The 22,981-nt window shown below is 43.6% G+C and carries 20 protein-coding genes; 15 read left to right on the top strand and 5 right to left on the bottom strand.

Features of this window, described 5'->3' with window-relative positions:
- Window positions 1-234 precede the first annotated feature (234 nt).
- Complete coding sequence (locus ACEN82_RS14940) at window positions 235-1,905, top strand: hypothetical protein (RefSeq protein WP_413317701.1); 1,671 nt, start codon at window positions 235-237, stop codon at window positions 1,903-1,905.
- A gap of 764 nt (window positions 1,906-2,669) precedes the next feature.
- On the top strand, window positions 2,670-3,863 hold the full coding sequence (gene uxuA / locus ACEN82_RS14935; RefSeq protein WP_413317699.1) for a mannonate dehydratase: 1,194 nt from the start codon (window positions 2,670-2,672) through the stop codon (window positions 3,861-3,863).
- Window positions 3,864-3,945: 82 nt separating this feature from the next.
- Here uxuA and ACEN82_RS14930 read toward each other — a convergent pair whose 3' ends face one another.
- A complete protein-coding gene (locus ACEN82_RS14930) occupies window positions 3,946-4,308 on the bottom strand; it encodes a nuclear transport factor 2 family protein (RefSeq protein ID WP_090524628.1) in 363 nt (120 codons plus the stop codon).
- Window positions 4,309-4,491: 183 nt separating this feature from the next.
- On the opposite strand from ACEN82_RS14930, the gene ACEN82_RS14925 reads away from it, so the two are divergent.
- The 5 genes from ACEN82_RS14925 to ACEN82_RS14905 all read left to right on the top strand — a co-directional run bounded on the left by ACEN82_RS14925 (window position 4,492) and on the right by ACEN82_RS14905 (window position 8,455).
- Window positions 4,492-5,040: an RNA polymerase sigma factor gene (locus tag ACEN82_RS14925; protein WP_413317697.1), complete on the top strand. Its 549-nt coding sequence runs from the start codon at window positions 4,492-4,494 to the stop codon at window positions 5,038-5,040.
- A gap of 11 nt (window positions 5,041-5,051) precedes the next feature.
- Window positions 5,052-5,867: a zf-HC2 domain-containing protein gene (locus tag ACEN82_RS14920; RefSeq protein WP_413317695.1), complete on the top strand. Its 816-nt coding sequence runs from the start codon at window positions 5,052-5,054 to the stop codon at window positions 5,865-5,867.
- Between the two features lie 14 nt (window positions 5,868-5,881).
- The gene (locus ACEN82_RS14915) at window positions 5,882-6,745 is read left to right on the top strand and encodes a DUF4097 family beta strand repeat-containing protein (protein ID WP_413317693.1); all 864 of its coding nucleotides are present in this window, start codon (window positions 5,882-5,884) and stop codon (window positions 6,743-6,745) included.
- An 11-nt stretch (window positions 6,746-6,756) separates the two neighbouring features.
- Entirely contained in the window at window positions 6,757-7,581 is an 825-nt protein-coding gene (locus ACEN82_RS14910; protein WP_413317691.1) for a DUF4097 family beta strand repeat-containing protein, read from the top strand.
- A 463-nt stretch (window positions 7,582-8,044) separates the two neighbouring features.
- The gene (locus ACEN82_RS14905; protein ID WP_413317689.1) at window positions 8,045-8,455 is read left to right on the top strand and encodes an RNA recognition motif domain-containing protein; all 411 of its coding nucleotides are present in this window, start codon (window positions 8,045-8,047) and stop codon (window positions 8,453-8,455) included.
- An 88-nt stretch (window positions 8,456-8,543) separates the two neighbouring features.
- Here ACEN82_RS14905 and ACEN82_RS14900 read toward each other — a convergent pair whose 3' ends face one another.
- Window positions 8,544-9,887 (bottom strand): FAD-binding protein, encoded by a 1,344-nt coding sequence (locus tag ACEN82_RS14900; protein WP_413317687.1) that lies wholly within the window; start codon window positions 9,885-9,887, stop codon window positions 8,544-8,546.
- A gap of 252 nt (window positions 9,888-10,139) precedes the next feature.
- On the opposite strand from ACEN82_RS14900, the gene ACEN82_RS14895 reads away from it, so the two are divergent.
- The 4 genes from ACEN82_RS14895 to ligD all read left to right on the top strand — a co-directional run bounded on the left by ACEN82_RS14895 (window position 10,140) and on the right by ligD (window position 15,518).
- Window positions 10,140-10,784 (top strand): carbohydrate-binding family 9-like protein, encoded by a 645-nt coding sequence (locus ACEN82_RS14895; protein WP_413317685.1) that lies wholly within the window; start codon window positions 10,140-10,142, stop codon window positions 10,782-10,784.
- A gap of 31 nt (window positions 10,785-10,815) precedes the next feature.
- Complete coding sequence (locus ACEN82_RS14890) at window positions 10,816-12,111, top strand: sugar MFS transporter (protein WP_413317683.1); 1,296 nt, start codon at window positions 10,816-10,818, stop codon at window positions 12,109-12,111.
- Window positions 12,112-12,607: 496 nt separating this feature from the next.
- Complete coding sequence (locus tag ACEN82_RS14885; protein WP_175489907.1) at window positions 12,608-12,784, top strand: DUF3606 domain-containing protein; 177 nt, start codon at window positions 12,608-12,610, stop codon at window positions 12,782-12,784.
- Between the two features lie 7 nt (window positions 12,785-12,791).
- On the top strand, window positions 12,792-15,518 hold the full coding sequence (gene ligD / locus ACEN82_RS14880) for a DNA ligase D (RefSeq protein WP_413317681.1): 2,727 nt from the start codon (window positions 12,792-12,794) through the stop codon (window positions 15,516-15,518).
- 136 nt (window positions 15,519-15,654) lie between these two features.
- Here the strand turns inward: ligD and ACEN82_RS14875 are convergent, their stop codons facing one another.
- Window positions 15,655-16,161, bottom strand: coding sequence for a hypothetical protein (locus tag ACEN82_RS14875; protein ID WP_373614187.1), 507 nt, complete (start codon window positions 16,159-16,161; stop codon window positions 15,655-15,657).
- A gap of 208 nt (window positions 16,162-16,369) precedes the next feature.
- Here ACEN82_RS14875 and msrA point away from each other — a divergent pair, with 208 nt between their 5' ends.
- The 3 genes from msrA (at window position 16,370) to ACEN82_RS14860 (ending at window position 18,674) form a co-directional block, all read left to right on the top strand.
- Window positions 16,370-16,978: a peptide-methionine (S)-S-oxide reductase MsrA gene (gene msrA, locus ACEN82_RS14870; RefSeq protein ID WP_090526174.1), complete on the top strand. Its 609-nt coding sequence runs from the start codon at window positions 16,370-16,372 to the stop codon at window positions 16,976-16,978.
- A complete protein-coding gene (gene msrB, locus ACEN82_RS14865) occupies window positions 16,978-17,496 on the top strand; it encodes a peptide-methionine (R)-S-oxide reductase MsrB (RefSeq protein WP_413317679.1) in 519 nt (172 codons plus the stop codon). Before msrA ends, msrB begins: the two co-directional genes overlap by 1 nt.
- Window positions 17,497-17,642: 146 nt before the next feature.
- Window positions 17,643-18,674, top strand: coding sequence for a class I fructose-bisphosphate aldolase (locus ACEN82_RS14860; RefSeq protein ID WP_413317677.1), 1,032 nt, complete (start codon window positions 17,643-17,645; stop codon window positions 18,672-18,674).
- Between the two features lie 46 nt (window positions 18,675-18,720).
- Here ACEN82_RS14860 and ACEN82_RS14855 read toward each other — a convergent pair whose 3' ends face one another.
- Together ACEN82_RS14855 and ACEN82_RS14850 are read right to left on the bottom strand one after the other, a co-directional pair.
- Window positions 18,721-19,818, bottom strand: a complete 1,098-nt coding sequence (locus ACEN82_RS14855; RefSeq protein WP_413317675.1) for an alginate lyase family protein — start codon at window positions 19,816-19,818, stop codon at window positions 18,721-18,723.
- Between the two features lie 7 nt (window positions 19,819-19,825).
- Window positions 19,826-21,388 carry a M20/M25/M40 family metallo-hydrolase gene (locus ACEN82_RS14850; RefSeq protein ID WP_413317673.1) on the bottom strand — a complete coding sequence of 521 codons (1,563 nt, stop codon included), beginning with the start codon at window positions 21,386-21,388 and terminating at the stop codon, window positions 19,826-19,828.
- A gap of 206 nt (window positions 21,389-21,594) precedes the next feature.
- Here ACEN82_RS14850 and ACEN82_RS14845 point away from each other — a divergent pair, with 206 nt between their 5' ends.
- The gene (locus ACEN82_RS14845) at window positions 21,595-22,881 is read left to right on the top strand and encodes an esterase-like activity of phytase family protein (protein ID WP_413317671.1); all 1,287 of its coding nucleotides are present in this window, start codon (window positions 21,595-21,597) and stop codon (window positions 22,879-22,881) included.
- The last annotated feature ends 100 nt before the right edge of the window (window positions 22,882-22,981 follow it).

Below are 22,981 nucleotides of genomic sequence, written 5' to 3'. Positions count from 1 at the left end.
CGCGCTGCGCTCGCAATGACATAAAAAATCAATATCTCCGCCGCCACTCGGCCCCAGCCGAGTGGCAACTATCAAGCGGCCTCCGGCCGCCGTTGAAAAAGCCGGCCAGGGAAGAGGGTTGTGTCATGTCAATAAAAATCCAAGATTGTATTAGTTTTTGCTTAATCCTTTTAGTAACGTTGTAAACCAATTTAAATGTTACCTTAACAGATAATCACTGCAATTACATCTACTATGCAAAGACGGCATTTTATCAAAATTTCTGCAGCCACCGGTGCTGCAATGCTTTTTAGCAGGCTTACTTATTCGGCTGCAAACGGAGCCGCGATGATGAACGCTCCTGATGAGATTTGGGCTCAATCCGGTACCGATTGGGTTAAGCTTACTGCGTCAAACGGATTTCACTACGCGCATAAAGAAATAAGCGTAAGCTTGAAAACTAATGGTAATGCACTTGGCATATCCGTTTCATCACCAAAACAGGAATTAAACGCGATAAGATTAAAGTGGAAACACAACACTGCTGCATCAGCCAAGTTCCTGGGCGATCATTGGGAACGTTCTTATGGCGACCTGCAATGGAAAACCATGGTTGCCGGCATTAAAAATCCGTGGTATGTAATTATTCATGATGATAAGCAAACGGCTTGCTTCGGGGTAAAAACCGGTGCTAATAGTATTTGCTGGTGGGGCGTAAATAATGACAGCATTGAACTTACCCTGGATACAACTTCGGGTGGTGTGGGGGTGCTGCTGGGCGACAGGCAACTGCATGCTGCCGATATTATAACTACCAATGCTAAAACAGGAGAAGATACTTTTGCCGCAACCCATCGCTTTTGTAAAATGATGTGCGAAAAGCCGCGCATTCCAAAGCAACCGGTATATGGTATTAACGACTGGTATTTTGCCTATGGCAACAACTCGGCCGAACTTATCAGAAAAACCACCGCGATGATGGCCGAACTGGTTACCGATCATAGCAACAAACCATTTTCGGTAATTGATGCCGGTTGGGCCACTTATTCGCCATTATTACCCGGTGATGGTGGCTGGAATGATGACTTTTCAAAGCCAAACGATAAGTTTAAGGATATGCATGCGCTGGGCGATGAGATCAAAAAATTGGGTATGCGCCCCGGCTTGTGGATGCGTCCGCTTTGTGCTAAGCATGATGAAAAGGCCAGCTTGCTGGCTCCGAAGATTCCCGGAAGGGATGATCCGAAAAATCCGGTACTCGATCCAACCATCCCCGAAAATATAGCCCGCATTAAACATAATTTTAACGTGTACAAGCAATGGGGATACGAAATGGTAAAGCATGATTTTAGCACTTATGATATAGCAGGTCGCTGGGGTTTTGATATGAAGGACAGCTTTACTTCGCCGGGCTGGCATTTTAACGACAGGACAAAAACCAACGCCGAGATCATCCTGCACCTGTACCACTCCATCCGTGAAGCCGCGGGTGATGGCATTTATGTGATAGGTTGTAATACGATGAGCCACCTGTCGGCCGGGGTGTTTGAACTTTGCCGTATCGGCGATGATACCAGTGGTCATGAATGGGCGCGTACCCGTAAAATGGGCGTTAACACGCTCGCTTTCCGCCTGCCACAGCACAATGCCTTTTATGCAGTAGATGGCGATTGCGTAGGTCTTACTAAAGATATTGAATGGAAAAGGAACAAGCAGTGGCTGCAATTATTAGCCGAAAGCGGCGCACCGCTGTTCATCTCCGGTCAGCCCGAAGCCATGGGCGAAGAGCAAAAGAGAGCAGTTAAAACAGCTTTCGCACAAGCCGCCAAAGTACAGCCACTGGGCCAGCCATTGGACTGGATGGAAACAATAACACCCGCTAAATGGAAGCTGAACGGTACGGTGGTGGATTTTGATTGGGCGTAAACCAAGAGAGGGGCTTGTCACCCTGAGCCAGTCGAAGGGCCGCGCGCAAAGGCCTTGCCCACCATGCTTCGACTGGCTCAACATGGGCCGTTGAAAAAATCCCCTTTTCCGTCAGCAGGTAAGCTTCGGGTGAAAGCGGGCAGAACAATGGTGGCCTTGAGCGCAGGAAGGGGCATAGCAAGTTTTTGCAGAAGTAATGAGAAAGCGCGAGCGTAGCGGGGCAAAATAATTGCAGCCCGTGGTTCTGACCGCTTTGCAGGGCAAAGGCCTTGTGCGAAATGAAGCCTATCTGCTGATTTGACTTTTTGGATACTTTTGTGTCAAGACAAAAGTATCTGGCCCCGCGCGGCCAAGAGCGCGACTATGTAAGTTCAGTACCACTAATGTCTATTATCTGACCATAAGGGTAGCGCTTCATAATGACATGATTGAATGCTATATTGCTTGAGAACCCGGGCAGCACTCAAATTATTTGAATTAACTGTTAATCGATTAAAAAAATATAACGATTATTGGCGCGTGATAAATTGCAGCTTGATGTGTGTTTACTGACATGGCTGTGTCAGTGTTCAATTTTTAAAAATCAGGTGTTCAATGAAATAGGTTGTTAAATGTTATTTTATTGATTATTAGCGTTTTAGTTATTTTGTTGTAATGCTTTGAACAGTTAAGTGCTTGATTATCAATGTTGGTTTTTTTTGAAGTGTTCAACCTTTCTAAAATTGAACACCCTGTTTTGAATATTAAATCTACTACTATATAAAATGAGTGATACCAATACAAGCAATGCCTTCAGCATGATCAACACCATGCGTTGGTATGGCCCTAATGATCCGGTGAGTTTAGCTGATATCAGGCAGGCGGGTTGTACGGGTGTAGTAAGCGCCCTGCACCAGGTACCCAACGGCCAGGTATGGACAATTGAGGCCATTAACGAGCGCAAGGCGATCATTGAGGCTGCCGGGCTTACTTGGGACGTAGTTGAAAGCGTACCCGTACATGAAGCCATCAAAACCCAAACCGGCGACTACCTGCAATACATCGAAAACTATAAACAAAGCCTGCAAAATTTGGCGGCTTGCGGGATCCATATCGTTACCTATAACTTTATGCCCGTGCTGGACTGGACCCGTACCGATCTGGCTTTTACCGTTGAAGATGGCTCAAAAGCCCTCCGCTTTGAAAAAGCCGCTTTTATTGCCTTCGATGTATTTATGCTGAAAAGGGATGGGGCCGAACAGGAATATACCGCCGATGAACTTGCCCGTGCCAAAGCCCGTTTTGATGGTATGAGCGACGATGACAAGCAACTACTTCAGCGTAATATAATAGCCGGCCTGCCCGGTAGCGAAGAAAGCTTTACGCTGGATAAATTCAGGGAAGCCCTTGCTGCCTATGACGGCATTGATGCGGAAAGGCTGAGGCAAAACCTGATCTTTTTCCTGCAGCAGGTTATCCCGGTTGCCGATGCCAATAATATAAAAATGGTTATCCACCCGGACGATCCGCCGTACGCCATTTTGGGTCTGCCAAGGGTAGTAAGCACCGCCGAACATATCCATGCGCTTATTGAGGCTGTGCCTTCATTAAACAATGGTTTATGCTTCTGCACAGGTTCATACGGTGTAAGGCCGGATAATGACCTTCCGGCCATGGTAAAACAATTTGGCGACAGGATCAATTTCATTCACCTGCGCAGCACCCGCCGCAATGAGTTTGGCGATTTTTATGAGGATAACCACCTGGAAGGCGATGTGGATATGTACGCTGTGGTAAAAGAGTTGGTGCAGGTAATGAAACAACGTAAATTAAGTATCCCTATGCGCCCCGATCATGGTCACCAGATGCTTGATGACCTTAAAAAGAAAACTAATCCCGGTTATTCGGCCATTGGCAGGCTTCGCGGTCTTGCCGAATTAAGAGGGCTTGAGCTGGGTATTATCCGCTCAATGGAATAGTGATCTTTATTGCTCCGAAGATAAAAACAAAAGGCCTTTGCGGGTGCGAAGGCCTTTGTCATTTATTATTGGTTAGGTGCGCTTAGCCCATATTATAAAAAAACTGCTCGGCTATAATTTTTCCGTCTTTCACTTCATAAACCGCAATTTCATTCATTGGCATACGGCCGCCTTCTTTATAGGTAACATCCATATCCATGGTTACCGCGAAAAAATTACCGGTAACAATCGGGTCAGATACCTCGCCGCTGTGAATCTCCTGAACCGAGGCATACCAATATTCTGTTTTGCCTTTAACTGCCTCTTTACCTTCGGTAAGCTCCATTGGCGAACCTTTTGGCTCCCGGCTCACAATATTATCTGCATAAAGCTCATCAATAGCCTGAGTATGTTTGCCTTCACGGCAATACTGAACTAATTTTTCTGCTACTTCGGTGGTGGTCATGATCTTATGGTTTTAATTGTTTATATAAAGTTAGTTAATAACACTTCAAACCAATTGCCTGTTTGGTTTAAATTTCTGTTAAGTTTGATCTGCAATTGCATCTTCCGAAAAAAAAACTAAAATTTTCTGTAACCATTTTACGCCGCCGAAGTACTTAAGGTATATTACATAATTACAAACTGATTGAACACGCTTACAGACAATGCCATTATGCTTAAGGTGAAAGCCGGTGACCTTGACAGGATGGGTATGCTCTTTGAACGCTACAATCGGCAGTTGTACGGCTTTCTGTTCCACATGACCTACCAGCGCGAGCTAAGCGAGGACATGGTACAGCAAGTGTTTTATAAGATGCTCAAGTACAGGCACACCTTTACCGGCACCGGCGAATATATCCACTGGATGTACTCCATCGCCCGCAATGTGTTAAAAGATCACTGGCGCAAAAACAAACAGCAGGTACAACACGAGGGCGTGGAAGCGGCTGAAACCATGGCAGGGGGCCTGGCGCCGGATGAACAATTTGAAAAAAAGCAAGCTAAGGCCGAGCTTCACCGGGCCATGGAAAAATTGAGCGAAAGCCAACGCGAGATTTTAGCCCTGAGCCGTTTCCAGGAACTAAAATGCCAGGAGATAGCCGAAATACTGGGCATGACCGAAGGCACAGTAAAAGTGCGCATCCACCGGGCTATGCAGGAGCTTAAAAGTATTTATGTAAAAATGGAACGATAAAACAGTATAAGATGAAATGTGAGCTATATGAGGAACTGTTTACCGGTTGGATAAACAAAGAGTTAAGTCCTGAAGAAAATGGGGCTTTAGAACGGCATATTGCTGGCTGCGCCAATTGCCGTGAAGAGTTACAGGGACTTCAGCAAATATGGGATACAATCGGCCATATCGAAACACCCGAGCCATCGGCCAATATGGGGGTGAAGTTTTATGCTATGCTGGATACCTACAAAGAGTCGGTAAAAGAGCAAAGGAGTTTGTGGGCTGATATTAAATACCAGGTAAGCCGGATCTGGGAGCGGCAGCCACGCTGGCCAATGGCTTATAACCTGGCCATGGTGGTGCTTTTAGTAGGAGCTGGTTACCTGTTTTTCGGAAAATATAAAAGCGATGATCAGGATAAGCAACTGAAAGCCCTAAGCTCGCAGGTGCATGAGCTTAAACAAACCATGATGCTGGCCCTGCTTGAAAATCCATCAGCCTCCGAGCGGATCAGGGGGGTAAGCTATACCAGCGAGATCAAGCATGCAGATAAGCAGGTGATAGACGCTTTACTGGCTACGCTGAACAACGACCCCAATGTAAATGTACGCCTGAGCACGCTTGATGCGCTTACACATCTTACCGGTCACCCGGAAGTACGGGAAGGCCTCATCAAGTCAATAGTTGAGCAGGATTCGCCGCTGATGCAACTGGCCATTGCTGATGTGATGCTGAAACTGCAGGAAAAACGATCAGTAAAATCATTTAAAGAACTGCTGAAACAAAAAGGCCTTGATAATGGCGTTCGCGATAAAATCAAACAAACAATAACCCAACTAATTTAAAAATAAACCAAATCATGAAAAGATCACTATTACCTGTTTTAACAGGTCTGGGGCTTTGCCTTGTTCAAATTTCGGTCCATGCTCAGGATTTTAAGGAACATGTTAGCAAGCAATTTACCCTGCAGGGAGCGGCTTCGGGCACTACACTGGCCATTTACAATATCTGGGGCTCTATAACTGTGCAGGGATATTCGGGCAACCAGGTATCAATTGAGGTAGATGAAACCATCCGGGGCAAAAGCGCCGGCGATGTTGAAACCGGTAAAAAAGAAGTAAAACTGGGATTTGATCAAAAGGCTGATAGTATTATCGCTTACACGGCCGAACCCTATGATACCCGCCCGCGCCGCAACTGGAACCGGGAGGATCGTCATCATATAGACTATACGGTAAAATTAGAGTATACTGTTAAAGTGCCCTATGGTATGAACCTGTGCGTATCAACCGTAAACGATGGTAATGTTGAAGTTAAAGATGTATATGGGGCATTAAAAGTAAACAATGTAAACGGCGGCATAACCATTGCCAATGCCAAAGGTACAACCAGTGCACATACCATTAACGGGCCGCTTAATGTAACTTACCTCTCGGTGCCACCCGATGCTTCAAGCTATTATACACTTAATGGTAAGCTTGAAGTAACTTACCCGGCTAACCTGGCAGCTGATCTTGAATTTAAAAGTATGAACGGACAGTTTTATACCGATTTTCCAGATGCTGAGATTTTGCCTACAAGAGTAAGTAAAACCGAATCAAAAAACGGCAGCAGCACTACTTACAAGCTTAGTAAAAATAATGGCGTGCGAATAGGGGCGGGCGGAAAGCTATTTAAGTTTGAAACACTTAACGGCAATATTTATATCAAAAAACAACAATAAAAAATAACAACATGAAAACGATAAGATTTACAGGTATATTACTACTAACTGCGCTGTTAAGCACGAGGCTTTGGGCGCAGGATGGAGAAAAAGGGCAGTTGGTTGTGCCGTTAAGTGATCCGGGAAAGCCATATAAACTGGAAGTAGGACTGATCAATGGTTCTATAACCATAACAGGGTATGAAGGCAAGGATATTATTATTGATGCCCAGGGCGAAGAAAGAAAACACCGTGAAAAGGAACCGGCACCGGGCGGAATGAGGCGTTTATCGGCCGGGAGCAACCTGGATGTGCAGGCTCAGGAAAACAATAACCAAGTAAGCGTTCATGGCAGCCCTAATAAAACTACTAATTTGACTATTAAAGTGCCCATGAATAGTACAAGCGTTAAATTATCCACAGTAAATAATGGTAACATCAATGCCAGCAATCTGAGCGGTGACCTGGAAATACGGAATGTTAACGGCTATATCAAACTAAACAATATATCAGGATCTGTTGTGGCCAATACGGTTAACGGCAATGTTGAGGTCACCTTTAAAAGCATTGATGCAAAAGCGGCCATGGCATTTTCAACGCTCAACGGTAAGGTTGATGTTACGTTCCCGGCAAGCCTTAAGGCCAATGTAAAGTTAAAATCAGACCAGGGTGATATATTTACCGATTTTGATGTGGTAACCGAACAACGCAAACCGGTTGTTACAAAAAATAACGGTGAAAAAGGAATGTACAGCCTGAAGATGGAGGATTGGGTTTACGGGAAGATAGCCGGTGGCGGTCCCGAATTATTGATGAAAACCACCTTCGGCAGTCTTTATATCCGCAAGGCAAAATAATTAAGCGGTGTTTAATAAGTTTTAACCAGGCATTACATTATTGGGGAACTATGGGTAAATTTATCAGCAAATTTCACCAGTTAAATGGTAATGCCTGGCTTTAAGAGCATTGATAAAAGAAAATCAAGCAGTAAATTGTCAAGCAGTACCCCATACCATATCGATCCTTTGAATAGCATCGATTCACAGGCATAACACTCGCGTATATGTGAGCAGCTTAAGCTGCTAAATAAAAGTAAGTGATTGATTATGAGTTGAAATAATAATTCGGACGCTAAAGAGGCTTGAATGGGAGTAATCCAATACAATTGGCTACACAATTAGTGTGAAAAAGCATTCCGGGATAAGATCCGGAACGCTTTTTTTGTAAATAAGCCTTTAACAGATGGTTAAGCAATAGGCTAAACCATTTTTGTGCACTATATTTGCTGACTGGTTACCTATTGCAATTACTTGGTAGAGTATGATTAAGCTTTTTATCGTGGGTTTTCCGCGGGACATGGAAGAAATTGAACTTGTTGAACTGTTCAGTGCTTATGGCACGGTAAGTACCGTGAGGATAATTACCGATAAAGACAGCGGCATTAGTAAAGGTTATGGTTTTTTAGAAATGACTGATGAGGCAGGCGCTCAACGTGCAATTGACGCTATGAATGGTGCTACTATCGATGAGCGTGAGATAAGCGTGAGGATAGCAGAACAAAAGCACCAGCCGCAACAAAAGCAGCAATTTTCAAAACCTAAGCCGGGTTTTAACAAAGTAAAGCCGCAAGGTTACAACAGACCCCGCTTTCCGCGCGAAAATAACCGCTATGAGCAGCAGGACGCTGCGGCTCCGGTAAGAGCAAAACGCCCGCGCAGACAGCAGCCATAAGCTTTTTCGAAAAGCTTAAAGCAAAATGCTCGAGGCTAAAGGCTAATAAATTGATTTTTTAATTAGCAGCAGCCTTAGCCCATTGATTTCAGGAAGTATAAAGCTCGTTTGCTAAAAATTGGTTTCTGAATTTTCCATGCGGATCGTATTCGGCTACCAGGGCTTTAAAAGCATCCATCTTTTCGTAACGTGCTCTTAATATTTTAGCAGGGATGGTAAAGATCTTACCCCAGTGTGGTCTTGCTTTAAACGGAGAAAGCTCACGTTCAATTTGAGGGAGCAATTTCAATACAGCTTCTGTTTCCTGTTTCCAGGTAAAATGGATAGCCACCGATTTTTGATTATGGGCAGGGCTCATCCACAGGTCATCAGCGGCAATTGTGCGGATCTCGGTGATGAAAAGATGAGGGCCAATCTGCTTCCCTAATCGCGCCACTGCTTCGATAGCTTCAACGGCATGATCAAAAGGCACAAAAAACTCTGATTGCAGTTCCTTTCCGCTGCTTGGCGTAAAGCCCATTTTAAAATGTGGCAACCGCTCATACCATGGCCCCGGAACGCCCATTTGCTCGGTGCAGTTTTCGGCAGAGAGCCCTATAATTGGGTGCAGGTTTTTTGTAGCTGCTTTTGCTCCGTAAAATTCCTTCAGGTTTTCGTCTTTATCGGTACCCATCCGGCTTTTTATCCAAACTTCGTTAATATGGTCACTTTGCCAGTCGGTAAACAGGCTAACACTATACCCGGCCGAAACAATTTTTTCAAAATGCTGCTTTAGCTCGCTCATAGGCAAGCCCGTAAATACATATTGCTTCATCATATAAGTTGGCTGTATTTGCAGCGTAACTTTAGTAATTACACCCAAAGCTCCAAGCCCGACTACCACTGCATTTAGTTTGGCGGCATCTTTTGTTTTTGAAAGATGAACGATATTGCCATCAGCCTTAACAATTTCCAGGCCCACCACCGCGCTTGATAGGTTACCGTTTTTTACGCCAGAACCATGTGTTGCAGTTGTAATTGAGCCTGCTACTGAAATGTGAGGCAAAGAGGCGAGGTTATGCAGGGCAAAGCCTTCTTTATGCAGGTATGGCGCAAGTTCGCCGTATTTTATACCACCTTCAACCGTAACGGTATGGTTTTGTCTGTCAAGTGATACCACCTTGTTCAGGTCGCGTGTGGAGAGCAGGTTATCTTTACTGTCGGCAATGGTATTAAAGCAATGTCTTGTGCCCAATGCTTTTATTTTATCGTGTTTATTAATGAGCTGCTGTACCTCTTCAACCGATTTTGGGTAAAATACATTGCCTGTGCTGTAAGTTAAATTGCCCGACCAGTTTTGCAGGCGGGGTTGTTGCGCGAATGATTCGAATGATGATAATAAGGGAGACGCCATCAAGGTAGTACTTAATTGAATGAAAGTTTTTCTTTTCATAACAAATTGGTTAGTACAAGGTAGCTAATTATTAAGCAGAACTGAAAGAGAAATTGCAGGTGGTTCTCCGGTAAGTACAAGGATTGAAAAGTTTTTATATTTTTTTAATAAGTAAATAGAGATTATTAAATAATTTATAAACTTTTTGTTTATTTTGGTAGAAAAATTAACATTAGCGTATTAATTCTGCATGAATCATTGATTTGGGATGCGCTTTTGGTAAATTGAAACTAAACATTTTATAAAATAACAGTGAAGGAAGTTTACGCCCCCTTTATTCCGGGTACTTACAATGAAAATAACCTTGATGACCTATCGGTTTTGCTCGAAAAAGGAAAAAAGTACGCTATCGATAATCTTTTATGGAGTGATACCGGATATTTCCCATCAGTTGATTTTTCAATAGCTCATACCGAAAATGGTATCGCCTTAAAATATTTTGTAGAAGAGCAGTATACACAGGCAACTTATAAAACAGTAAATGATCCGGTTTATAAAGATAGCTGCGTAGAACTTTTTATAAGTTTTGCTGACGACCAAAATTATTACAACCTGGAATTTAATGCCCTCGGGACCGCGTTGGTTGGCTTTGGTAAAGATCGTAACGGTAGGGAAGCGGTACCTGATGATAAGGTGAGTGGTATAAAAACATTAAGTAATATCAAGTGGGCAAACGACCCAGCGGGTTTTAACACTTGGGAGTTAACATTGTTAGTCCCTTTCTCCATTTTTGTTTATCACGATGTTAAAACATTGAACGGAACTACAAGCAAGGCAAACTTTTTTAAATGCGGTGATGACCTGCCCGAGCCGCATTTTATAAGCTGGAGTAATATAGATAGCCCCGTGCCTGATTTTCATTTGTCGCAGTTTTTTGGTACGGTAAAATTCATTTAAAATAAAATACCTCTAAATAAAATAACATACTATGGCCCAGGCAACAAGTTCAGTAATCGAATCGCCGGTAAAAAGATCAGCGATAAACCCAATTGTAATTATCGGCGCTTTATTTTTCATTTTTGGTTTTGTTACCTGGATGAACGGAACACTCATTCCCTACTTAAAAATAGCGTGCGAGCTGAGTACCAAGGAAGCATATTTTGTAACTACGGCTTTTTATATTGCTTACGTTGTTATGGGTATTCCCGCCGGAAAAACCATCAAAAAGTTTGGATTTAAAAACGGGATGGCCATAGGCTTGTTTGTAATGGCCATAGGCGCATTGATATTTATCCCCGCTGCAATGACCCGTACTTACGGGATTTTTTTAATAGGCTTGTTTGTTCAGGGCACCGGGCTAACCGTGCTGCAAACCGCTTCAAACCCCTATATCACTATTTTGGGGCCTGTCGAAACTGCTGCCCGGCGGATCAGTATCATGGGGATCTGTAACAAGATCGCCGGCGCTTTAGCACCTGTTATTTTGGGTACTGTAGTACTCGCCAATATTGATTCGATAACCGAAAAGCTTAAAACTTTAAGTGCAGCAGAAAAAGCACTGGAGTTAAATGAGCTGGCATCAAGGGTGATTATGCCTTACAGTATCATGGTGGTAGTTTTGATTTTGCTGGCCATCCTTATTTATTTTTCATCATTACCCGAAATCAACACCGAGCATGAAGACGAAACGGTGGCTGCCGCAAATACCAATAAAACGAGTATTGTACAGTTTCCGCATTTGATGCTTGGCGTAGCAACCCTGTTTGTTTATGTAGGTGCCGAAGTTATTGCCGGCGATTCAATTTCACTTTACGGTACTTCTCAACATATCCCATTATCAACAGCTAAATTTTTTACATCATGTACTTTGATCTCCATGATCGTTGGTTACCTGGTTGGTGTTTTCTGTATCCCGAAACTGATCACACAACAAAAAGCTTTGGTAGCTTCGGCAATTTTGGGTATCATTTTAACCATTGCAACATTGTTAACTCACGGCTATGCATCGGTATTTTGTATTGCATTGCTTGGTTTGGCCAATTCGTTAATGTGGCCTGCTATATGGCCGCTGGCATTGGCCGGTTTAGGTCGCTTTACTAAAATAGCATCTTCATTATTGGTTATGGGTATTGCGGGCGGCGCTGTTTTGCCCCCGCTCTACGGTTATTTTTCGGAAAAGTTTTCGGCGCAGTCTGCCTATATTTTACTTGTTCCTATTTACCTGTTTATCCTTTATTATTCCACAATAGGGCATAAGGCCGGCAGGCAAAACATAAAAGCCTGATCGTAACATTCTTTTAAGCGTTTTATCTAAAAGCCTGGGAAGCGAAACTTCTCAGGCTTTGTTGTTTGAAACTGTCCTGAATGCGATTTAAAAACTGTTTATAGCACCAATAAAAGGTTGGTTGTTTGTCGCTAATAATCGTTATATAATCGTCGATACTTGAAATATAGTCAATTTTAATTAGTGGTATCTATGTAACATGCTGATATTTAAACAGTTGATAAACGGCACGCGGTATGCATAAGTTTTTTACAGCAAACCAAATTAAAACATCTAAAAAAATAACTATGGAAACATTTATATTCTGGGTAACCCGCTCGGTATTGCTTGCCTGCCTTGCCATACTGGTTTATATGATGATGCCAAACTACGCCGAACAAAGTGATGAGTGGGAATAAGCATGTGTCGATTAATAAATTTTATTACAATAATTTATTAATTAATAATCAAACCTTTAATTGGTCGATCTGTTAATATATCAATCATAAAACTAATCATGAACAACAGGAACAAAGCGGGATTGCATGATAACAGCCTCATCAATACCAGCGAAAATTATGAGGTTGAGTACTGGGCAAACAAATTTGGTGTTCGCCCGGAAAGGTTAAAAACAGCGGTACGTGCCGTTGGAAATTCAGCCGCCGCGGTAGCCAAATTTTTGAACAACAAATAGTATCACTATGAGCCTGGAAAAATATGCGGAAAAACGCGATTTTAGCAAAACCCGTGAACCTAAAGCGGGGAGAAGCAAGGACAAAGACCATCTGATGTTTGTGATCCAAAAGCATGATGCTTCGCGTTTACACTATGATTTCAGGCTTGAAATGGACGGCGTGCTTAAAAGCTGGGCTATACCCAAAGGCCCCTCAACCGATCCTAAAGTTAAGCGCCTTGCTATGATGGTTGAGGATCATCCTTTTGACTACCGGAATTTTGAAGGCCTCATCCCCAAAGGTGAATATGGCGGCGGTACCGTTATAGTTTGGGATGAGGGTACTTATGAACCCATTGAAGAGATCAAAGGCAAAAAGGCCCAGGAAAAACACCTGCTTAAACAACTCGAGGCCGGCTCGGTGAAGATCAAGCTCCATGGCGAAAAGCTGGAGGGTGAATATGCCCTTGTTAAAACCCATGGTATGGGCGAAAACGGCTGGCTGCTCATTAAGCACAATGATCAATTTGCGTCAGTTAAAGATATTACCAAAAAAGATAAATCCATTCTTTCCGGCAAAACCATCGAAAGTATGGAAAAAACCAGTGAAAAGGTTTGGCAGCACGGGCATGAAGAGGATGTAGAAAAGCCTGAAAAAACAGGTAAAAAAAAAGTCCTGAACGAACCCGTTGAACAACTGGGAAAGAAAGTAGACACTAATGATACGGAGGATTTTGATGTTGAACAACTACTAAAAAAAGCCCCTGAATCAAAAGCGCCAACTAAGATAAAGCCAATGAAGGCCACTCTTGTAGACGAACCTTTTGATGACCCCGATTGGCTTTACGAGGTTAAATGGGATGGCTATAGGGCCATTGCCGTGATCGACAAAAAAGGAGCGGAGCTGATCTCCCGTAATAATCTTCCTTTTGATAAATATTATCCAATTAATAAATTGCTGAAAGACTGGCAGATTAATGCTGTAATTGATGGCGAGATCCTGGTATTGAATGATAAAGGTGTTTCCGATTTTGGAGCGCTGCAAAACTGGCGGAGCGAGGCCGATGGCAATTTGGTTTATTACGTTTTCGATATCCTTTGGTACGAGGGTAAAAACCTGATGGGATTGCCCCTTAAACAACGCCAGGCTATCTTAAGTGCGGTTCTTCCCACCAATGATGAGCGCATCCGTCAAAGCAAAGTTTTTGATACAGGCGGGATTGAATTTTTTAACGCCGCCGAAAGAATAGGCCTGGAGGGAATCATCGCAAAAAAGGCCAGCAGTGTTTATACTTCCGATCTTCGCTCAAAAGAGTGGCTCAAAATAAAAGTGCAGCGCAGGCAGGAAGTGATCATTGCCGGCTTTACCAAAAACGCGGGCACTTCCAAATCGTTCAGCGCGCTGGTGCTTGCTTTATATGATGATAAAGGCAAACTACAGTATGCCGGTAAAGTGGGTACAGGCTTTTCTGATAAACTGCAGAAAGAAATGATGGAACAGTTTAAGCCGCTTATTACCGATAAAAGTCCGTTTGAGGTGGAGCCTGATGTGGATAAGCCATCAAGGTTTAGGCCGCAGCGCTTAGGGGCTAAGCCCACCTGGCTTAAACCAGAATTGGTTTGCGAGGTGGCATTTGCTGAGGTAACCGGCGATGGGGTGTTCAGGCAAGCCTCTTTTAAAGGGATGCGTAGCGATAAAAAAACAAAAGATGTTGTACTGGAAACTCCGAAACATACAGCCGAAACGGTTGAGGAAGCTGAAGGAGCTGATAACGATACACACGCTAAAGCCATTAAACCCGTGAAAAATACTGACCGGAAAACTCTGCTTAATCCTAAAGATGAAACCCAGGTACGCAAAATTTGCGGACATGAGCTTAAATTCACACATCTAAGCAAAGTTTACTGGCCCGAAGATGGTGTAACCAAGCGGGATATGTTCAATTACTATTACCAGGTCGCTGAATATATCTTGCCTTATTTAAAAGACAGGCCAATGTCGCTTAACAGGTTTCCTAATGGCATTCATGGGCCAAGTTTTTACCAAAAGGATGTGAAAGGTAAAGCCCCCGATTGGATCACTAAAACTTTCCCGTACACCACCAGCGAAGGGGAACATAAAGAATATTTAGTAGGTTCTGATGAATCTTATTTACTATGGATGGCATCACTGGGATGTATTGAAATGAACCCCTGGTTTAGCCGGGTACAATCGCCGGATAATCCTGATTACTGCGTGATCGACCTCGACCCGGATAAAAACACGTTCGACCAGGTTATTGCGGCCGCTTTGGAGGTAAAAAAAGTGCTTGACGCTATAGATGTACCTTCATACTGTAAAACATCGGGATCAACAGGGATGCATATTTATATCCCGTTGGGCGCGAAGTATGATTATGATCAATCGCAGATGTTTGCGCGGCTCGTGGTAGGCATTGTTCACAAGCAAATTCCCGATTATACAAGTTTGGAACGTATGGTAGCCAAGCGAAATGGTAAAATGTACCTTGATTTTCTGCAGAACCGTCCGGGAGCTACCATAGCGGGGCCGTATTCCTTGCGACCTAAACCTGGTGCTACTGTTTCTATGCCCCTGCATTGGGACGAAGTGAAACCCGGGCTCACCATGAAAGATTTTACCATTTTTAATTCCATCGACCGCCTTAAAGAAACCGGCGACCTTTTTAAAGGTGTGCTGGCAAAAGGCATCGACCTGGAAAAAACTATTAAGAAGGCGAAGAGTGTGTTTGAGTGAGGTATGTTAATCTATAGCAAAAAAAGACCTCATTGCGAGGAACGAAGCAATCCCAAACTATACAGAACGGCTTTGCAAATCGGGGATTGCTTAGTTCATCGTAATCATATTGTGCTATCCTCACATATTTAAGGTACTAAGCCACAGCAGCCGATAGTATTATCCCATTATGCGCATTCACTACACCGTTGGCATAGCCATTATTATCTATGAACATCTTTTCGTTTTCTATCAGGAAATGCGCTCCGCCAACAAAGAAATTTCCTTTAATGGTTAATACATGGTCAGGATGCTGCGCGTGGATCTCATTCAGCACATGGCTTGATAAACCGCTGTATTCATGCGGATCGAACTGATAAACGTCCAGCACAGGCTCCGCGTGTCCGGGTTGAAATACCTTAATACGGCCTTTAGTTACATCAAGGCGTATATCAGCGCCGTTTTCATTGGCATTAGCACTTATCCTGATCGTTTCGCCGTTAGGAGCGTTGATATTGGCCTCGATGGTAAGCACTTTACCTTTTTGCTCATTATAAAATGAAAGGATCCTCAAAAACTCAATATTACTAAGCCCATCGCTATAAGTAAGCGTATTTTGCTCGCACAAAAATATGGTAGTCCCAAAAATGAATGCATGTTTCATGACGGAAATTTTAATAGGTTAATTGATATTGATACAATTAGCAAAATCTCAAAATGTTTTAAATTTCCATTATTCTTTCAAAGTAAAATAGCATGTTTTGTCAAACAACTATCACAAAGCATTAATATGGTAATTTTGCTCAACGCTACCCATGTTTTTTACGTTAGTTGCTATAGATACGCATCGTATTAAAACCTATATGTTATACATGAAAAAAATAACTTGTTTCATAGCTGTACTGTTAACGGCTTGTTTCTCCGTGTCGGCATCTGCCCCTAAAAAAGTGTTAGATACCGCAACTTTTGCTACAGGGTGCTTCTGGTGCACCGAAGCTAAATTTCAGCAATTAAAAGGGGTTGAAAAAGTGATCTCCGGATTTTCCGGCGGGCATGTGGCCAACCCATCTTACGAGTTGGTTTGTACCGGTACAACCGGTCATGCAGAAGCTTGCAATATTATCTACGACCCGGCAAAAATTACCTACGACGAATTGCTGGCTGCATTTTTTGTGGCGCATGACCCAACGCAATTAAACAGGCAGGGTAATGATGTAGGCACACAATACCGGTCGGCTATATTTTATCATAATGCCCGGCAAAAGCAAAAGGCCCAATATTACATTACGAAGCTGAATGCCGAAAAAGCTTATAAAGATCCGATTGTAACACAGGTAGTTCCATACAAAGCTTTTTACAAGGCCGAAGACTATCACCAGAACTATTTTAACCAGAATGGCAGCCAACCATACTGTAAATATGTGATCCAGCCCGAACTGGAGAAGTTTAAAAAAGTGTTTAAAGATAAACTGAAGCAATAATGAAAGCGGTATTTATGATAGCAGCGCTGTTGTTTTTTACAACGGGAATGTTTGCACAGCAGGCAAAGACAATAAAGGGGCACGAAAATAATCCTTATTACTCCAATACCGATACCCGGCATTTAAATGTATCGAACGCCGAGTGGAAAAAAATCCTGCCGCCTGCTTTGTACGCCACAGCAAGAGAACAGGAAACCGAACGTGCATTTACCGGTAAATACTGGAACAAGGATACTAAAGGCACTTATTACTGCGCGGTATGCGGCAATAAACTTTTTCGCTCAGATGCCAAATTTGCAAGCGACTGTGGCTGGCCGAGTTTTTATGAACCTGTGCGCAAAAACAGTGTAATTTATAAAGAGGATAACTCGTACGGCATGCAGCGTACGGAGGTGATCTGCGCCCGCTGTGATTCGCACCTGGGGCATATATTTGATGATGGTCCGCCGCCAACACATAAAAGGTTTTGTATGAACTCCGTTTCTCTTGATTTTGTACCTGAGGGATTTGGACTGTAAGCTGGCGTGACAATTATTAACGACCGGTTCGTTACATCAAATTACCTGCTAAAGTCATCCACAAGTAAACCTGCAATATTCTCTTTGCCGCTTGAAACAAGTATGAATTAACTTGTGTTATTCAGCAACAATCAAGCAAATGACTTATGGAACTGCAAAGCCTGAAAAATATCGCAAAACAGCTGATGGCCGGTAATAAAGGCCTTTTGGCAATGGACGAAAGCACTGCTACCTGTAACAAACGTTTTAAAGCACTTAATATCCCGCAAACGGAAGAGTACCGACGAAAGTATCGCGAGCTGATTGTGACTACGCCGAGGCTTGAGGAAGCCATTAGCGGTGCTATTTTGTTTGATGAAACCATAGAACAAAGAACTGTGGACGGTAAGCTGTTTATAGATATATTGAAGGAGAAGGGCATTATCCCCGGCATTAAGGTAGATGAAAGCGCGAGGGATATGGATGGCTTTCCCGGCGAAAAAATCACTGAGGGCCTCGATGGCTTGCAGGAACGTTTGGCCGGATATTATGAAGCAGGCGCTCGTTTTGCCAAATGGCGTGCCGTTATAACCATAGGTGAAAATACTCCAACAAGTGGAAGCATCAAAGCCAATGCTTTTCTATTGGCCCGCTACGCGATTATTTGCCAGGAGGCAGGCGTTGTGCCCATTGTGGAACCCGAAGTTTTAATGGACGGCGATCACTCGCTTCAAACTTGTGCTGAAGTAACTAATGAGGTTTTGCATGCTGTATTTAACCAGTTGTACCAGCAAAGGGTAAATTTTGAGGGTATGATATTAAAGCCCAATATGATAGTGCCTGGTATTAAAGCTACCCAACAAGATAGTGCAGATGTGGTAGCCGATGCCACCATCAATTGTTTCCTTCGATGTGTGCCTGCTGCTGTGCCCGGTATCGCGTTCCTTTCGGGCGGGCAATCGCCCGAACTGGCCTCCGAACGGTTAAACGCTATGCATGTACGCTTTAAAGATAAAATGCCCTGGGCATTAACTTTTTCATATTCAAGGGCGGTGCAGCAGCCTGCCTTGGAGAAATGGGGCGGTAAAGATGAAAATATTGAAGAGGCACAAAAGCTGTTATATGAACGTGCCCATATTAATACAGTAGCCCGTGATGGCAAATATACGCCAGAGCTGGAGAAGCATCCGGTAGCATAAAACAAAAACGCCGCCTTTTTCGGGCGGCGTTTTTGTTGGGTTGTTTTTATAGTCCCTTAACTTTGTAATGGGTATAGGTAGTAAAACCTAAAAAGGTATTGTCGATAGGGACGCCAAGCGGTGCTTGTAAACCTCTTAAATATTTTAAGTTATCGGTATCGTAGTAGCCATAGGCAACCTCAACTCCCGGAAAAATTCGGCTGTTTAGGTTACAGTAATCGCAGCCCGTTTTTTGCTCGTAGGCTTTCCGCATAAAATCATAGCCAAGACTGATGTTTTTGGAACCGATCTCCCATAAACTGCTATCTCCCCTTATTTTGGCGATGGCAGCAGCATACGCATAGGCCGTTAGCGAATATTGATAATGAACGCAATCTTTACGAACGCATAGCTCAGGCAGGGTACCGTCTGCCTGAATGATGTTGGGCAATTCTTTTACCAACAAATCATACCCAGCACGATAAACCGAATCCTGATCTAAAAACACACCGATAGCCATTTTTGCATATCCGGCCGATGCATCCCAGTTGTTTTTATAATCGGGGATCTTGCTGATGTAATTATCCTTTACATTGATAAGATATTTATTAAACTGCTCAATGTCAGCCGCCGTCCATCCCGCTGATTTACCCTTAACTTTATAATACCTGATAATCTCGGCGGCCGCAACAAAACACGGGGTAGTCCATGAAGCTTCCAAATCGGGTTGGTTTGGATTGGTTTTTCCTTCCAGCAAGCCATACTCCTTGAAAGCATATGCCCAACCGTTAAGTAAGCCTATCGCCTTTTTTGCATAATCAGCGTTACCGGTAGCAGCCCAAGCCAATGCAAAGGCGTACACCAGCTCGCAATCTTTTCTGATCTGCGTTTTTGACGGTGATGTAGCCCCATTTGAACCTACAATGATGGTGGATGGGAACGACGCCGGGTACTCATGATCTTTAATAAAATCCAGCACCTTTTGGTAGGCTGCGGTGCGCATTGTATCACCGGCCTTTAGTTGTGTGCTGATGAGGTCCAAACTGCCCCTGGTATTTAAAATACCAGGATGCACAAATTTGGTTTTATTGTTTTCCTGTGCCTGCAAACTAAAGCTTAAGAGCAGCAACAGGAATGTAAATAAGGCCGTTTTATTATATCTCATCTTCAGCCTACTTATCCAATCCGCCGCGGCGCGTTGCTTTAACCTGCGCCGGCCATTTAATGCCTTCGGTTTTGGTATTAACGGTTTTTTGCGGGTCTTCGCTGGCCATATAAACCATGATGGCGGCTAAAATGGCATTGTTTTTCAGATCGTCGAAAACAACTTTATCATAAGTATCGCGGTTGGTGTGCCAGGTATATGACCCGTACGACCAGTTAAGCGAACCCAAAGAAAAGCCGGGCGCACCAACAGCTACAAACGATGCAAAATCAGACCCGCCACCGCCTGGCTGACCAGGAAATACAGTTTTGATCCGGTTTTTGATCGTATCCGGTACAGCGGCAAGCCATCTGCTTAAATAATCCTTAGCTTCCACAAAACCCTGCCCGGTAAGGTTTACTACGCGGCCGGTACCATTATCCTGATTAAACAGGGCTTGCAGATTACTAACAATTTCGGGATGGTCCTCAACAAAAGCACGTGAGCCGTTCAGGCCTTCCTCTTCGCTGCCCCAATGGCCTACTAATATGGTACGTTTTGGGTGTGGATAGAATTTTTTCAGCAGGCGCATGGCTTCCATCATGGTCAAGGTACCTGTACCATTATCAGTAGCACCCGTGCCGCCATCCCACGAATCAAAGTGCGCGCTCAGCATTACATACTCATTAGGTTTTTCGCTTCCTTTGATTTCGGCAATGGTATTAAAGGTTGGCACTACACCTAATTCTTTTGATTCGCAATGAATACTAATCACCGGCTTGTTGCCCGATTCACTCAGGCGGTAAAGCATGCCATAATCTTCCAATGCAATATCAACCGTAGGCACAATTTTGGTATAAGCCGCAAAGATCTTATCAACCCCAAACCCGGCCGACCAGTTATTGGTCAGGATACCTGCTGCGCCCGCATTTTCCAATGCTACAGGCAAAGTTTTATTGGTAAACCCGGTTTTGCTGATGCGTTTTTTCCATGCATCGGTTTGGGCGGTGCGTTCGGCTTTCATTTTGTCAAATGATTCCTTCAGCGCAAACTCCTGCCAGTTATCATCGGGCCTGCCCGTTGGCTGCAGCATCGAGATCATTACAAATTTACCCTTTACATTGGGGAGCCATTGTTGAAAGGCTACCGAATCAGCCACGTCCGGTAAAATAATCACCTCGGCGGTGGTGGTCTTTTTACCCATGCCCGGGCTCCAGGCCAGTTGCGTGCCTTCTAATGATTTTACCCTTGGCGATACCATATCAATATGCGAGATCCCTCGTTCCCAGCCGCGCCATTCGCCCCATTTTTCGTTTTTAGCCTGGATGTCCCAGCTTTTGTATTTAGCAACTGCCCAATCGTTTGCCTGTTTCATTTGCGGCGTACCAACCAAACGGGGGCCGATACCATCAAACAGCTCATGCGCCAGCTTTTCCAGTTGAGAGTTGGTGGTTTCTTCGGTCATGATGCTGTTAATAACCGGGTTAGTTGATTGTGCCGAAGCTATGCCGCTGCAAAGCAGCATGCCCAAAACAAAAGGCCTTGCCTTGTTCCAAAGGTTGTTGCAGGTATAATGGTAAATATGTTTCATAAGGTTAAAAATATGAAAAAGCGGATGAGGTAATACGTTTTATCTTAAACGATATTGGTAAGTAACATAAATATTGCAAAATGTTGAGTTGTTGACATGTTAAGATTTAATAGAATTTGTACCTGTAGGTTAAATTATTGTTATAGAATTAACAATAGGTTTACATATGGCCGATTCCTTTGTAAAACTAATCGATCACTTATCAAATGAAAAAACAATTCCTTAGCGTCATCGCGTTATCCGCGGCGATCCTTTCTTCCTGCCACGATGATAATAAGATAAACCCATTCAGCTATCCTGATATGGCCGAGGCGCAAAATCCGGCTATCCTTTTCACCACTGCCGACGGTGTAAAGGTTTATAATGGCGGCTTTGGATCGGCAGTGGCAGCAGATCCTAACCAGAAGGACGTGTTTTACCTACTTACCGACCGTGGTTCAAACGTTGCCGGGCAGACAGCCAATTCCATCATCATCGGTAAACCAGACTTTGATCCGCAGATAGGTAAGTTCAGGTTAAAGGATGATAAACTGGTATTGGAACAAACCATAGAGTTGAAAAATGCCAACGGCGGGAAATTAAATGGTTTACCAAACCCCGCCGGAATGGGAGCTTCAGGCGAAATTCCATTTGATCTGAGCGGAAATCAGTTATCACCAAGTGCTGATGGTATTGATTCGGAAGGTTTGGTTTTGGCAGCCGACGGTACTTTTTGGGTAAGCGATGAATACGGTCCGCATATTGTTCACTTTGATGCCAGCGGTAAAACCATCGAACGCATTAACCCTTACGGATCAGGAACCGGTGGCCGTAAAATCCCGGCCGTATTTGCTACCCGCAGGGCTAACCGCGGTATGGAAGGGTTGGCTATCACACCCGATGGCAAAACACTGGTTGGCATGATGCAATCGCCAATGTATAACCCATCTAAAGCAAAGGTTGCTAACTCAACTGTATTGCGCATCCTTACCTTTGATATTGCAACGGGCAATACAAAACAGTATGCTTACCTTATGGATAATACTTCATTAACAGGCGTTAGCGATATAACCGCTGTTAATGCCACTACATTTTTAACTATTGAACGCGATGGTAAGTTCGGAGGTGCGCCTACCGATCCAGCTACGTTTAAAAAAGTATTTAAAATAGATATCAGCAATGCCACCGATATCTCCGACCCCGCGAACGGTGCCAACGGCAAATTATATAACACCAAAACTGTTGAAGAGCTTAATGATGCCGCCGGTTTACAGGCAGCCGGTATTACCCCAGTTACCAAATCGCTGGTGCTCGATTTACTTAAAGACTTGCCAAAGGTATACCCTCATGATAAAGCCGAAGGTTTGGCTTTGTTGCCCGGTAATATCCTCGCTATATCAAATGACGACGATTTTGGTGTTGTTGATAACGGTAAAAATGGCTTTGCAGCTAAAATTCTGCCTGCTACAAATTCGGTTGACAGGAACAGGATCTATTTTGTGAAGCTAAAATAGGGGATTTAAAAAGTTAAAAATGATCAATGCCTTCCGGTGTTAACTGGTAGGCATTTTTGTTTATACAACCTGCACAACGTTAGGGTAATGTTTTAAAATT

The sequence above is a fragment of the Mucilaginibacter sp. Mucisp73 genome (assembly GCF_059491465.1).
The sequence above is the reverse complement of the archived record's forward strand: the minus strand, read 5'-3'. Positions and strand labels throughout refer to the sequence as shown.

Bases quoted from the DNA above. Each gene is read 5' to 3' on its own strand.
- ACEN82_RS14885 (WP_175489907.1), top strand. From the start codon at position 12,608: ATGAACAACAGGAACAAAGCGGGATTGCATGATAACAGCCTCATCAAT.
- ACEN82_RS14920 (WP_413317695.1), top strand. From the start codon at position 5,052: ATGAAATGTGAGCTATATGAGGAACTGTTTACCGGTTGGATAAACAAA.
- ACEN82_RS14940 (WP_413317701.1), top strand. From the start codon at position 235: ATGCAAAGACGGCATTTTATCAAAATTTCTGCAGCCACCGGTGCTGCA.
- ACEN82_RS14890 (WP_413317683.1), top strand. From the start codon at position 10,816: ATGGCCCAGGCAACAAGTTCAGTAATCGAATCGCCGGTAAAAAGATCA.
- ligD (WP_413317681.1), top strand. From the start codon at position 12,792: ATGAGCCTGGAAAAATATGCGGAAAAACGCGATTTTAGCAAAACCCGT.
- ACEN82_RS14875 (WP_373614187.1), bottom strand. From the start codon at position 16,161: ATGAAACATGCATTCATTTTTGGGACTACCATATTTTTGTGCGAGCAA.
- uxuA (WP_413317699.1), top strand. From the start codon at position 2,670: ATGAGTGATACCAATACAAGCAATGCCTTCAGCATGATCAACACCATG.
- ACEN82_RS14845 (WP_413317671.1), top strand. From the start codon at position 21,595: ATGAAAAAACAATTCCTTAGCGTCATCGCGTTATCCGCGGCGATCCTT.
- msrA (WP_090526174.1), top strand. From the start codon at position 16,370: ATGAAAAAAATAACTTGTTTCATAGCTGTACTGTTAACGGCTTGTTTC.
- msrB (WP_413317679.1), top strand. From the start codon at position 16,978: ATGAAAGCGGTATTTATGATAGCAGCGCTGTTGTTTTTTACAACGGGA.
- ACEN82_RS14900 (WP_413317687.1), bottom strand. From the start codon at position 9,887: ATGAAAAGAAAAACTTTCATTCAATTAAGTACTACCTTGATGGCGTCT.
- ACEN82_RS14930 (WP_090524628.1), bottom strand. From the start codon at position 4,308: ATGACCACCACCGAAGTAGCAGAAAAATTAGTTCAGTATTGCCGTGAA.
- ACEN82_RS14915 (WP_413317693.1), top strand. From the start codon at position 5,882: ATGAAAAGATCACTATTACCTGTTTTAACAGGTCTGGGGCTTTGCCTT.
- ACEN82_RS14905 (WP_413317689.1), top strand. From the start codon at position 8,045: ATGATTAAGCTTTTTATCGTGGGTTTTCCGCGGGACATGGAAGAAATT.
- ACEN82_RS14850 (WP_413317673.1), bottom strand. From the start codon at position 21,388: ATGAAACATATTTACCATTATACCTGCAACAACCTTTGGAACAAGGCA.
- ACEN82_RS14855 (WP_413317675.1), bottom strand. From the start codon at position 19,818: ATGAGATATAATAAAACGGCCTTATTTACATTCCTGTTGCTGCTCTTA.
- ACEN82_RS14910 (WP_413317691.1), top strand. From the start codon at position 6,757: ATGAAAACGATAAGATTTACAGGTATATTACTACTAACTGCGCTGTTA.
- ACEN82_RS14860 (WP_413317677.1), top strand. From the start codon at position 17,643: ATGGAACTGCAAAGCCTGAAAAATATCGCAAAACAGCTGATGGCCGGT.